Raw genomic sequence first — 11,748 nt, 5'->3', positions numbered from 1 at the left:
TCTGTGATGTTACAGAACCGAACCCTCTTCGACATCAACCGAATGAATGGAAAGAACATCCAGGCAGATAAATCGTCGGGTACCACCCGACAATTTAGTGCTTGACATTACGTGGGAAGTCCAAAGAGGCAGTGGCTTCAGCGGCCCATGCGGCCCTTGGCGGCCTCGAGTTCGGCGGGGTCGGGGAAGAGGACGACCTTGGCGGACTGGCGCGGGCGGCCCAGCATGGCGTCGAAGCCCTTGACGTACTCGTCGAGGGTGAACAGGTGGGTGATGACGGGGCGCACGTCCAGCCGGCCCGTGGCCAGCAGGTTGCGGTTGCGGTACCAGGTGTCGAAGAGCTTCCGGCCGTTGATGCCGTGGATCTGGGAGCCCTTGAAGACGATGCCGTTGTTGTAGTCCACCGGCAGCGGCGACTGGGCGGCGATCCCGAAGGCCGAGAAGCGCCCGCCGCGGCGGAGCATCCTGAACCCGTCGTCCAGGGCCTGCGGGGAGCCGGCCATTTCCAGGACGATGTCGACGCCGGCGCCGTAGGTGTGATCCTTGACGTAGGCGATGCGGTCGACGTCTTCCTTGTTGGCGTAGAGGAGGTGGTCGGCGCCGAGTTTCCGGGCGATCTCCATGTTGAACTCGTACTTGCCCACGATGAAGATCTTGGCCACGCCGCACACCCGGGCCACGGCCACGGCGAAGAGGGCGGCCGGGCCGTCGCCCATGATGGCCATGGTCTTGCCGGCCACGTCGTTGTCCTCGCCGAGGACGGTGTAGGTGGCATTCCCCAGCGGTTCCTGGACCGTCGCCAACTCGGGCGGGATGGTGGGGTCGTTGATCCAGCAGACGGACTCGGGCACCGCGAAGTACTCGCCGAAGGCCCCGTCGCAATCCACGCCCAGGATCTTCATGTGGTCGCCGATGTGGAACTGGCCCATGAGGGCGCTGATGTCGTTGGGGTCGTAGATGTGGGTCTCGGCCGAGATGTAGTCCCCGACCTTGATGCGCTTGACGTGCGGGCCGACTTCCACGACGTCGCCGGCGACCTCGTGGCCCATGATCTGGGGGAGGGCCTTCGCGCCGATCCGCTTGGCGGACCACTCGTCCCACTTGTAGATGTGGACGTCCGTCCCGCAGATGGACGTGGCCCGAACCTTGATCAGCACCTGGTCGGGCTTGATCCGGGGGATGTCGACCTCGAGGTACTGCGCACCCAGTTCGGTCCCCGTCTTGACAACCGCTTTCATTTTGTCGGCCATGAGTCCTCCTTGCCGTGGTTTTTCCATCTCGCGAACCCGCCATTCTAACATGACTCGAAAGGGAAGCGGCCTCCCTTTTTTGTGGTAGAATTCCCCGGGCGACACCCACCCGTGCGTCGCCGAAAAAGGCGGACCCGCGTCATGGACCTGATGCACACCCCACACCCCGGCCTCGCCGCCCCCCGCCCCCCGAAGGGACGGGCGGTCGGGGGAATTGCCCTTCTCTCCCTGGGCGTTCTGCTGGCCGGGGCCGGGTGCGGCCGCGGGACGACCGGGCCCGCGACGACCGCGGAACCCCCCTCCCTGCCCGCACGGAGCGTCACGTGGGAAGGCGTCGTGGACACGAGCGCCCTCCTGAAGATCCGTGGCGGGGCGGTCCGGGTGGAGGAATTTTCGCCCAAGAGCGCCCTGTCCAGCCGCCTCACCGTCTTCCGTCCCCTGGGCCCCGGCGATTTCCCCGTGGTGGTGCGCAAGGAAGCCGGCCGGGGCAACATCGAGGTCCTGCAGCAGGGGAATCGCGACAATCATTACACCCTGACCCTTCGCGTCAACGACATTCGGTTCCCGCGGGAGGAGTACTATCGTTTTTCCGTGTACGCCGCCCCGACGGCCCACTCCCGCCCCCGGCCCCACGTGTCCCTCTTCGCCGAGACGGACGTTCCCCTCTTGATCCGGATCGGCCAGGACGGGACCGTCGTCGCGGAGGGGCCCCCTGGGGCGGCCGACCGCCTGAAATGCCACGTGTCCCCCCGCTTCCGGCCCGAAAACCCCTACCGGGTGCGGGTGGTGGAGGGAACGGGGACCGTGGAGGTCCTCCCGCAGGACACCGAGGGGGAACTCCGGGTGCGGGTCACCCCGGAAAGCCCCTTCCGCTCGCCCTTCGAAATCGAGCTTCACCCGGCGGTTCCGGGCGGGGTTGGGGACGAGCCGTGACGCAGCGCCCCGGGATCTTCGTCGAATTCCGCCTGGTGCAGCCGAAACGCAACCGGCGCCACCTGGCCCTCGGCCTGGCCCTCGGCCTCGGCGCCTACCTGGCCGTCATCGGGGCGCAGTTGTTCCAGATGGCCATGGCCCTCAAGCGGCTGCAGGAGAAGTTCGCCTTCGACGTGGTGGACCTGGCGGATCAGAAGTCTCCCTTCGACCGCTCCGGCGCCATGTTCGAGCCGGAACTGGAGCCGCCCCCGCGCGCAGGCGGCTTCGTCCAGCCGGGCGACGAGCCGAAGCCCCCCCCGAAAAAGAAGCCGCCGGAAGACGCCGGGAAGGACCCGAAGCCCCCCGAGGCCCCCAAGCCCCGTTCCCCCGAAGCGATGAGCCGGCTGCTCGACGACTGGAACACGGGGGTGGAAAAGGTCCGAACCCTCAACGTCGGGCCGGTGAAGGAACAGGTCGCCCGGCTCTACACCCTCCAGAAGGAGGGGAAGATCCGGATGTTCCCCCTGTCGATGGAAGTGAGTTTCCGGCTGGCCCCGGACTGCTCCGTCACCGACATCGTCTTCCGGAAGTCGTCCGGCTTCCCCGAGGTGGACGACGTCGCCCTGCGCATCATCCCGGAGTTTCGCCAGCTCTGCCTGCTGCTGGACCTGATGCGCTCCGACGCCATCACCGTCCGGATCGGGGTCGACGACCACGTGGCCGTGGAACTGATCTACGACGCCCCCGACGAGGAACTGGCCCGGTTGAACATGGACGACATCCTGACCATGAAGACCGCGCTCCTGGGGTCTCTGGCGCTCCTGGGGAAGACCCGGGACGTGCAGTACGTCATGGGGATCGAACTGGAGCGGGTCGGGGTGCATCTGATCGCCCGTTCCCGGGTCCCCCGCGGGGACATCGAGAAGCTCCTGCTCCGGTTCATCGGCAACCCGAAATAGGATGATGCGGCACCCCCGCCGGTCGGAAGCCCCTCCGGCGAAGCTCGAGCCGGCCTTCTCAAACGGTGAAGCGAAAGATGTCCAGGGGAAGCAGGCCCGACAACCGGTAAGCGTCCGCGCGACGGTCGAGCAGGGAATCGAACCGGGCCCGGGCCTGGGCAGGGACCCGGCGGTCGATCTCCACCCGCGAAACGCCGGGGGCGTCCCCCATTCCGCCGACCCGGGCCCCCGAGGGGCCGTACACCCCGGAGTGGCCGCCGAAGGGAACTCCCTGGTCCTCGCCCGTCCGGTTGACCCCCAGGACGAAGCACTGGTTCTCCACGGCCCGGGCCGCCAGAAGGGTGGTCCAGGCGGTGTTCCGCGGGGTCGGCCACTGGGCGGGGACCACCACCAGGTCGCAGCCGGCCTCCCGGAGCAGGCGGAACCACTCGGGGAAACGCAGGTCGTAGCACACGGCGAACCCCACCCGCCACGTCTCGTCGTCCCACCGGACGTCCGCGACGGAGAGCCGGTTCCCCGGCTCCATGAAGCGGGCCTCGTCCATGGGGGAAAACAGGTGGACCTTCTCGTAGACCGGGGTCGCCTCGCCGCGGTGGAAGACCACCAGGGTGTTCCGCAGGCGGTCCGCCCCCCGGAGGGCCACGGAGCCGCAGACCAGCAGGGCGGGGCGGTCGGCCGTGAAGGCCCGGAGGCGCCGGACGGGGGGGGCGTCCAGGGTGATCCCGCTGCCCGGCAGCATCGAGTAGGGGGTGTGGAACAGCTCGGGGAGGAGCACCAGGCCCTTCCCGATGCCGAGGGATTCCAGTTCCCGCACGACGGTTTCCCCGGTCACGTCCCCGGCGGGACCGATGTCCAGCTGGACCAGCCCGAGGGTCAGCATGGGCGGCCTCCGTCCGCGTCCATCGTCGGGGCACGTCGTTTCCACATCGTCGACCTCCTTCAAACGTCCAGGACCACCACCGTTTCCAGGCCGCCCCGGCCGCGGCGGATCGCCAGGTTGTGGGACGTCGCCGCCTTGACGAGGTGGCCCACCACGTGGCGGTCGGGGTCCAGGCCCTCCCCCTCGAGGGCCCCCTCCAGGCGACCCGGGCCGAGGGCGGAGATCCGGAGGGAACAAACCAGGAACCGGCGGGCGTCGAACAGGAACAGGATCTCGTTCATCAGCCGCCAGAGAAGGTCCTCGTCACTCTCCCCCTCCACCTGGAACGGCATGTCGGAACGGGCCCGGACCTCCCCCTCCGCCACCAACAGCGAACGGACCCCGGCGACGGCGGCATGGAGCAGGGCGGGGAAGTCCTTCCCCCGGAGGGCCAGGGCCAGGTCCGCGGTGTGGGCCACCGTCTCGAAGGTCCCCTCGGCGGCGACGGGGGGTGGGCAGCCGGCCCCGGAAACGGTCGCGGCGTCGGTCGTCCCCGGGGCGTTCCGGAGTGCGGTGACCCACGGTTTTTCGGCGGGGGGAGGCGGCAGACCGGTGCCGGGGGTTGCCGGGGCGGCCAGGGGCAGACGCTCGAGCCCCTGCTGAAAGCACCGGAGGATCCCCGGAAAAGGTTTCCACAGAAGAAGGAACTGCTCCCGGAGCCCTAGGGCCCGGAGGCGGAGACGTTCGGCCAGGGCGCCCGAGAGTGAGTCCGGCGGGGCGTCGGAGGGGCCGCCCGCCCGCGCGCCCTGGCCCAGTTCCCCCAGCAGCGCCAGGGCGCAGCGGCAGTCCTGGTGGGTCCCCAGGCAGTCCTGGACCGCGACGATCCGGGGGAGCACGGGGCGAAGAACCGGATCGATCCAGGGGGCGTAGAACTCCGCGGTGTAGCGGAGTCGCTTGAACAGGATCCGCACGCGGTGAAGCTCCGCCGGGTCGAGGTGTTCGACGGCCCGCCGCCCGGCCCGGCACACCCGGGCGGCCGCCCGGCGGGTGTCCCGCACGGCCGCGGCGAGCGCCCGGGGGTCGGGTGGGCCGGCCGGGGGCCCGCCGCCGGGGGCGACCACTGCCTCCTGCCCCAAGGCGGGCTGGACCGGTTGCCCCGGGCGAGCCGCCGGGGCCGGCCGGAAGGCGGACAGGCGGTCCCGGACGTCCCTGAACCGGATGGATCGCAGGGTGCGGGCCATCCGCCGCCAGGCCGTGCCCCGGTGGTCCCGGACGAGGGAGAGGAGCCGTTGGGCCTCGTCGGGCCCGGCGCCCATGAGGGGGAGATTTTCCCGCAGGTAGAGGGTCAGGATGTCCAGGTCCCGGACGGCCCCGCAGGACCGGGCGACCCACCGGAGCCCGGCCCGAAGGGGGTCGGAGGGCCCGCTCCCCGGCAGGGCGGAGAGCAGCCGGAGGACGAAACGGGACCGCCGGGTCGCCACGCGGATGTCGTGGATGAACTCCGGGTCGAGGTCTCGCAGGGCACCCTCGAGGTTGACCTTCATCCGGTCCGCCTGCCGCCGGATGAAGACCTCCGCCTGGCGCTCCAGCGGTTCGGACGCCGTCACGGGGTCACCGGGCGGGGGGAGGATTCCCGGTTCCGCGGCGCCGAGGGCGCCCATGCCGATTCGGACCCAGTCGGAGGGGCAGGGGACCCACTTGAGCCGATCCCGGAGATAGGTGGCGCAGTAGAGGGGTTCCGTCGCGAGCCCTTCCCAGCTCAGTTCCAGAAACCGGTGCCCGGTGCTGCCGGAGGTCTCGCCGGGGAGCCGGAACCGAGCCTGGAAGACCCGGGCGGAAAAGGTGAGCCCGCCGCTCTCCAGGAAGAAACCGTGGACCAGGCCCTGCTGGTGGAGCACGGGGACGAGATGGAGTCCTTTCAGGAGCGTTTCGGCGGGGGGGCCGGGGTCGAGCGCGCGGGCCTCCGTGACGGAATGGACGGACAGGGCCGGGCGGAGTGCCTTTCGGCCGGGCGGTTCGCCGCCCCGGGCCCGGAGGCCCGCGAGGCGCAGGGTTCCGGAGGGGGTGTCCAGCCAGGTCCAGGAGTAAGTTCCGTGGTCGCCCGGGACCGACGGGTACCCGCCCAGGCGGAGGATGTCGCGGATGTCCCGGTTCCCGGCATCCCCGGGGACGAGAAAGATGAACCGGCGCGCCGACCGCTCGTCTTTCATCTCAGGCGCCCTTGATCTTGATTCCCCTGGCGAATTCCCCGGGCAGGGCGCCGGGGACGTTACGGTCCCGGATGTCGGCGGTGAGCCGGGCCAGGTCCCAGTCGAAGCGGAGGATGGACACCCGGACGGCGGGGAACGCGGCGAGGTCCAGGACCGCGAGGGCGCCCCGGGGGTCCCCGTCCACGGGCCGCCCCGCGGACCCGCAGTTGACGAGGCGGATGCCGCGGATCACCTTCGTGAAGGGGATGTGGCTGTGGCCGAACACCCAGACGCCCGCGGCGTCATCCCCGCGGAGGTCCGCGAAAGCTTCCGGGGTGATGCTGGGGAAGATGTACTCCTCGTCGGAGCGGGGGGTGCCGTGGAACAGGCGGATCGGGGCGCCGCCCAGGGAGAGACGGACTTCCCCGGGGAGGGCCCCCAGCCAGCGTCGCTCCTCGGCGCCCAGGGCGTTCCACGTCCAGAACCAGTTGGCCTTCTTCGGGCTCTCCACGGCTTTGCCCGCGGCCTCGGGGTCGGTCGCCACCCGGAGGACCTTCCGGTCGACGTTCCCCGTCACGCAGTCGGCTCCGACGCTCCGCAGCAGGCGGAGGGTCTCCACCGGGTGCGGCCCGCCCCCGACGAGGTCCCCGGCCACCAGTACCCGTTCGCACCCCAAGGCCTCCGCCCGGTCCAGGGCGGCGCACAGGGCGGGGTAATTGGCGTGGACGTCGGCGAGAAGGGCCGCTTTCACCTCACTGCTCCGGGGGCAGCATGGACTCCACGTGTTTGACGAGGCGGCAGTAGGTGAGGATGTCCTTCAGACGGCCCTTCTGGGGCTTGGTCTTGAACCGGCGCAGGAGCTGGAGCAGGGACTCGGACACTTTCGCGGGGGGGACCCGGCGGCCCTCCTCGTGCGGCGCGCTCCCGTCGAACACTTCCGCCAGCCGTGCCATGCGGCCCTCGGTCCGGAGCGAGAGCTTCTCCATGGCTTGCTGGAAATCGGTTCGCAGCGAGCGGATCTCGCGGGAAAGCTCCTTCGCGAGTTTCTCCTTCTTCGTGGTCCGGTCCTGGACCGTCTCCTCGGCGCCGGGGGCGAAGATCCGGGTCGGGCCCTTGCCGGGCTTTCGCCCGGCGGTCTTGCCCGTTTTGCCCTTCCCGGCTTTCGGGGCCTTGCCCACGGCCGGCTTGGCCTTCTTCGGGGCGTCCTTTTTCGGTTCGTCCTTCCTGGGGGCGTCCTTTTTCGGATCGTCCTTCCTGGGGGTATCCTTTTCGGATGGTGTCATGGCGACCTCCTGAGTCCTTTCGAGATGATGTTCGGACCGTCTACCCCTCCGCCAGCAGCGCCTCGACGCGGACTTTCAAGTCCTTTTGGACACTGAGGATGGATCGGTCGACGTCGGTCATGTAAAAACCGTACTTTTTCTGAAGTCGGCGGAACTCCTCCCGCATCCGGCGCTGGAACCAGATGAAGCTCTCGAACCAGTCCCGGGAGTGCCCCAGGTCCATGCCGGACTCCCAGTAGTCGAGGCACTGGTTGACCTTGAGGGTGCGCTCCACCAGGACGCGCGGGGGGGCCATGAAGTAGAACACGGCGTGGGGGATGATGGCCATGGAGTAGAGGGACTCCACCCACTCCGGGTTGGCGCCGCGCACGATGTCCCGTGCGATGAGGGTGTAGATGTAGCGGTCCGCCAGGACGATGTAGCCCGCTCGCAGGGCCGGGATGATGCAGTTTTCGAGCTGGTCGTAGAAGTCCGTGGCGTAGAACAGGGACATGGTCCGGGGCGAGAGGATGTTGCCCCGCATGGCCTGCTCCAGTTCCGGGGCGACCAGTTCCGACTTCTTCAGGGCCACCTGGGCGACGGCGTAACCCCGCTGCTCCAGCCAGGCGGAGAGCATGGCGATGTGGGTGGACCTCCCGGAGGAATCGGGCCCCTCGAGGACAATGAGTTTTCCGTTGATCTTCTCCAGGTCGATGCCCGGCGGAGCTTTCCCGAAACAGCGAACGCCCGTCATGACTCACCTACCCGCTTGTGGAATTTGGCCAGGTCGATCCGGTCGGCGATGATCTCGCGGACGTCCCTCTGCTGGTCGGGGATCGGTTCGGTGGCGTCCACGATCGTGAACCCGTATTCATCGGCCATCCGGTCGTACTGCTCCACCACCTTGCCCTGGAAGATCTTGAAGCTCTCCACGATGTCGTTGGAGAAGCCCATGTCCATCCCTGCCTCGAAGTACTTGAGCTGGGGCCGCCCTTCCAGGATCCGCCCGAGGGAGATCTCCAGGGGCAGCTTGAAGTAGAGGGTGATGTCGGGAATCCGGGCGAAGCCGTAGAGGTTGCGGAGCCACTCCGGTTCACAGCCCCTGACTGCGTCGCGCGCAAAGGAAGTGAACATGTAGCGGTCGCAGAGGACGATGTAGCCGGCCTTCATCATGGGGAGGATCTGGCGCTCGTAGCGGTCCGCGAAGTCGGTGGCGTGGATCAGGCTGAAGGTGGTCGGGGTCAGGAGCTGGCGCTTCTTTCCCTTCCGGGTCGACTCCTTGACGATCAGGCTGGAGTTCCACTCGGTGAAGAAAACCTTGCATCCCAGGCCTCGGAGCCACTGGTGGACCAGGTGGACCTGCGTGGACTTCCCGGAGCCGTCCAGCCCCTCGACTGCGATCAGTTTGCCGCTCAGCGGCGTCTGGTTTTCCATCTAAACGATCTCCATCAGACAAGGGTTGCGTTAGTGGACAAAGCCCATTTTACCCCGAGAGATGGGTGTTCGCAAATAAAACTTGCGGGGAGGCGAGAGAGTTTTCCCTTGAAAAGAGAACCCTTTTCCGGTATTCTCTCCCGGCGCGGGGAGAGAAACACGCATGCTTTCGGAGTGGATCGGCAAGCTGGGTAAGATGTTGCTCAATGCCCTGGTGTCCGTCCTCGGGCGGGCCGGGATCAATCCCAATTTCCTGACCCTTCTCGGTTTCCTCATCAATATCGTCGCGGCCTACTACCTCTATCGTGGCCAGTTCGTCAAGGCCGGCTGGATCATTCTGGCCGCCGGCGCCATGGACATGCTGGATGGCGCCGTCGCCAAGAAGACCCAGACCACGTCCGAGTTCGGGGCCTTTTTCGACAGCGTCATCGACCGCTACTCCGACATCGCCCTCTACCTCGGGCTGATCGTCTACTACGGCAAGTGCAACCGCATGGACTACGTGGATCTGGTGGGGATCTGCATCATGGGGTCCATGATGACGAGCTACGCGCGGGCCCGGGCCGAGTGCCTCATCCCGCAGTGCCACGTGGGTTTCCTGGAGCGCCCCGAGCGGGTCGTCCTCCTGATCCTGGGCGCCTGGTTCGGCCGGATGGAGCAGGTCCTCTGGGTCATCGCCATCCTCTCCAACTGGACGGTCATCAGCCGGATCATCTTCACCTACAAGGAACTGCCTCGCGCCTCCTTCATGCCGCGCTTTCGCAGCACCGACAATCGTCCCCTCCCCCCCGAAGGGGAATGAGCCTCGCCCTCCCCCGGACGGCCCCGTGACCCGGACACCGGAAATTCTCGCCCCCGCGGGGGATATCCGCGCGCTGGCCGCGGCGGTCGCCGCCGGGGCGGACGCGGTCTACTTCGGGCTGCGGGGGTTCAACGCCCGGGGGCGGGCGGCGAATTTCGAACCCGAATCCGCCCTCCGGAGCATCGCGTTTCTTCGGGAACGGCAGGTCCGGAGCTGTCTCACCCTCAATACGGCGGTCTTTGAAACCGAATTGCCGGAAGTGGAGCGGATCGTCCGCTTCCTTCGACGGTGCCCGCCCGACGCCGTGATTTTCCAGGACCTGGCGGTCCTCGAACTGGTTCGTCGCCACCTTCCCGGCACCGAGCTTCACGCGTCAACCCAGGCGGGCATCCACACCCTGGACGGGCTCCAATTCATGGACGCCCTGGGAGTCCGTCGCGTGGTGCTGGCCCGCGAACTCTCCTTCGAGGAGATTCGCCGGCTGGTTCCGGTGTCCCCCGTGGAGACGGAGGTCTTCGTCTTCGGCGCCCTCTGCGCCTCGGTGTCGGGTGCCTGTTACGCGTCGCGGATGGAAACCGGGCGGAGCGGCAACCGCGGCGCCTGCGCCCAGGTCTGCCGGATGGCCCGGGGCGGAGCGTCTCCCTTCTCCATGAAGGACCTCGACCTGGCGGGAAGGGTCGCCGACCTGGCCGCGGCCGGGGTGAGGGCCCTCAAGATCGAGGGGCGCATGAAGGGGGCCGACTACGTCCACGAGACTGTCCGGGCCTTCAGGGCCCTCCGGGACGGGAAGGGAGACCCGGCATCCCGGACGGAGGCGGGGGAGCGCCTGCGTCGTCTCTTCACCCGGGAGACCGGTCCGGGGTACTGGGATTTCCCCCGGGCGGACCTCTTCGTCCGCTCCCGGGGACACCTGCACGAGGAGATCGGCCGGGTGGAGCGGGTGTCGGGGCGGCGCCTCCGGCTCGATCGCGAGCTGGAGGCCGGGCTGTGCCCCGGGGACCGGGTGAAGGTCCGCGGTCGGGGGACCACGGTGACCGGGGTGCGGGGCGTGGAACTGAGCCTGGCGGTGGCCCTGGATGCCCGGCCCGGGGACCCGGTGCTCCGGTTCCCGAACCAGGGGCGGGTCCCGGGCCTCGAGGGGCTTGTGGCGCGGGTGATGAACACACCGGTTCCCCTTCGGTGCCACCTGCGGGCCACGGTGTCGGAAGGGCGCCTCGCGGTCGCGGCCGCCGACGAGGGGGGCGCGGAATTCTGGACTTTCGAGGGGCCGGCGGAGACCGCCCCGGCCACCGGTGACGGCGTGACGGCGGGCCTGCTGGCGACGCGCCTGTCCTCGCCGGGGTGCACGGTGGTTTCCTGCGCGGTGGCGCCGAACCGTCTGGTCCTGCGCCACGCCTTTCTCAAGGGGCTGCGCGACGCCCTGGCGCGGGCGGCCGAGAGCGTCGACACCGGGGGCGGGGGCTCCGTCCTGGACGGGTACCCCGCTTTTTCCTGGTCGGGGATGCCGGCCGGGGCGGAGGTCCTCCCGCCGGTCGAGTACGGGGAGCCTGCCGTGGAAGCCGAGGATGCCCGGGAAAGCGGGGAACGACCCGCGGTGGTGGCCAACCACTACGGGCAGGTGTGGCGATGCCTGCGCGCCGGCCGCACGGTCTACACCGGGCGCTTCGTCCCCGTTTTGAACCGCCTGTCGGCGGCGGTGCTCCGCGGCCGGGGCGTGGCCGGGTTCGCCGAGCCGCACGAGGCGCGCCCGGGGCCGGACACGCCGTGGTTCGTGATGCGCCGGCCGCCGGCGGAGCTGCCCCGCGGCTACCGGGCGGATCCGCTGCCCGGCGGCGGTTTCCTGGTCTTCGGGCCCGGGGGGACTCGAGGCTTTGATCAGGAAAAAAGAAAGGCATCAAAGGACTAAAGGACCCAAAGGACCAAAGGGACCCAAAGGACGGCAGGGAATTTAACCCCGCCGCCCGCTCGCCCCGCCCCGCCGCCCCCTCGCCCCGCGTCACCGCCCCCTCGCCCCGCGCCGCCGCCCCCTCGACCCGTGCCGCCGCCCGCTCGCCCCGCGTCACCGCCCCCTTGCCTCGCCC

11 protein-coding genes are annotated in these 11,748 nt (G+C 69.0%); 4 read left to right on the top strand and 7 right to left on the bottom strand.

All coding sequences use genetic code 11. From position 1 onward, the window contains the following. Positions 1-137: 137 nt before the first annotated feature. Positions 138-1,250 (bottom strand): alcohol dehydrogenase catalytic domain-containing protein, encoded by a 1,113-nt coding sequence (locus KA419_20675; protein MBP7868350.1) that lies wholly within the window; start codon positions 1,248-1,250, stop codon positions 138-140. A gap of 141 nt (positions 1,251-1,391) precedes the next feature. Between KA419_20675 and KA419_20670 the strand changes: the two genes are divergently transcribed. Next, positions 1,392-2,183: a hypothetical protein gene (locus tag KA419_20670; GenBank protein MBP7868349.1), complete on the top strand. Its 792-nt coding sequence runs from the start codon at positions 1,392-1,394 to the stop codon at positions 2,181-2,183. Further along, the gene (locus KA419_20665) at positions 2,180-3,121 is read left to right on the top strand and encodes a hypothetical protein (GenBank protein ID MBP7868348.1); all 942 of its coding nucleotides are present in this window, start codon (positions 2,180-2,182) and stop codon (positions 3,119-3,121) included. The genes KA419_20670 and KA419_20665 overlap by 4 nt, the downstream gene beginning before the upstream one ends. 58 nt (positions 3,122-3,179) lie before the next feature. Here KA419_20665 and KA419_20660 read toward each other — a convergent pair whose 3' ends face one another. The 6 genes from KA419_20660 to tmk are packed head-to-tail and all read right to left on the bottom strand — an operon-like array spanning position 3,180 to position 8,865. Then, on the bottom strand, positions 3,180-4,001 hold the full coding sequence (locus tag KA419_20660; protein ID MBP7868347.1) for a hypothetical protein: 822 nt from the start codon (positions 3,999-4,001) through the stop codon (positions 3,180-3,182). 59 nt (positions 4,002-4,060) lie between these two features. After that, positions 4,061-6,190, bottom strand: a complete 2,130-nt coding sequence (locus KA419_20655; protein MBP7868346.1) for an archease — start codon at positions 6,188-6,190, stop codon at positions 4,061-4,063. A 1-nt stretch (position 6,191) separates the two neighbouring features. Beyond that, on the bottom strand, positions 6,192-6,920 hold the full coding sequence (locus KA419_20650) for a metallophosphoesterase family protein (GenBank protein ID MBP7868345.1): 729 nt from the start codon (positions 6,918-6,920) through the stop codon (positions 6,192-6,194). Position 6,921: 1 nt separating this feature from the next. Further along, positions 6,922-7,452, bottom strand: coding sequence for a hypothetical protein (locus KA419_20645; GenBank protein MBP7868344.1), 531 nt, complete (start codon positions 7,450-7,452; stop codon positions 6,922-6,924). 40 nt (positions 7,453-7,492) lie between these two features. Then, entirely contained in the window at positions 7,493-8,185 is a 693-nt protein-coding gene (locus tag KA419_20640; protein MBP7868343.1) for a thymidylate kinase, read from the bottom strand. Beyond that, a complete protein-coding gene (tmk, locus tag KA419_20635; GenBank protein MBP7868342.1) occupies positions 8,182-8,865 on the bottom strand; it encodes a dTMP kinase in 684 nt (227 codons plus the stop codon). Before tmk ends, KA419_20640 begins: the two co-directional genes overlap by 4 nt. 163 nt (positions 8,866-9,028) lie before the next feature. Between tmk and KA419_20630 the strand changes: the two genes are divergently transcribed. Further along, complete coding sequence (locus KA419_20630) at positions 9,029-9,667, top strand: CDP-alcohol phosphatidyltransferase family protein (GenBank protein MBP7868341.1); 639 nt, start codon at positions 9,029-9,031, stop codon at positions 9,665-9,667. 25 nt (positions 9,668-9,692) lie between these two features. Further along, positions 9,693-11,573, top strand: a complete 1,881-nt coding sequence (locus KA419_20625) for a U32 family peptidase (protein MBP7868340.1) — start codon at positions 9,693-9,695, stop codon at positions 11,571-11,573. The last annotated feature ends 175 nt before the right edge of the window (positions 11,574-11,748 follow it).

Source organism: Acidobacteriota bacterium (assembly GCA_018001935.1).
Classification (GTDB): Bacteria; Acidobacteriota; JAAYUB01; order JAAYUB01; family JAAYUB01; genus JAGNHB01.
The sequence above is the reverse complement of the archived record's forward strand: the minus strand, read 5'-3'. Positions and strand labels throughout refer to the sequence as shown.

What these genes read in the sequence shown, in the direction of transcription:
- KA419_20630 (MBP7868341.1), top strand. Translation starts at nt 9,029, where the DNA reads ATGCTTTCGGAGTGGATCGGCAAGCTGGGTAAGATGTTGCTCAATGCC.
- KA419_20645 (MBP7868344.1), bottom strand. Translation starts at nt 7,452, where the DNA reads ATGACACCATCCGAAAAGGATACCCCCAGGAAGGACGATCCGAAAAAG.
- KA419_20655 (MBP7868346.1), bottom strand. Translation starts at nt 6,190, where the DNA reads ATGAAAGACGAGCGGTCGGCGCGCCGGTTCATCTTTCTCGTCCCCGGG.
- tmk (MBP7868342.1), bottom strand. Translation starts at nt 8,865, where the DNA reads ATGGAAAACCAGACGCCGCTGAGCGGCAAACTGATCGCAGTCGAGGGG.
- KA419_20670 (MBP7868349.1), top strand. Translation starts at nt 1,392, where the DNA reads ATGGACCTGATGCACACCCCACACCCCGGCCTCGCCGCCCCCCGCCCC.
- KA419_20660 (MBP7868347.1), bottom strand. Translation starts at nt 4,001, where the DNA reads ATGCTGACCCTCGGGCTGGTCCAGCTGGACATCGGTCCCGCCGGGGAC.
- KA419_20675 (MBP7868350.1), bottom strand. Translation starts at nt 1,250, where the DNA reads ATGGCCGACAAAATGAAAGCGGTTGTCAAGACGGGGACCGAACTGGGT.
- KA419_20640 (MBP7868343.1), bottom strand. Translation starts at nt 8,185, where the DNA reads ATGACGGGCGTTCGCTGTTTCGGGAAAGCTCCGCCGGGCATCGACCTG.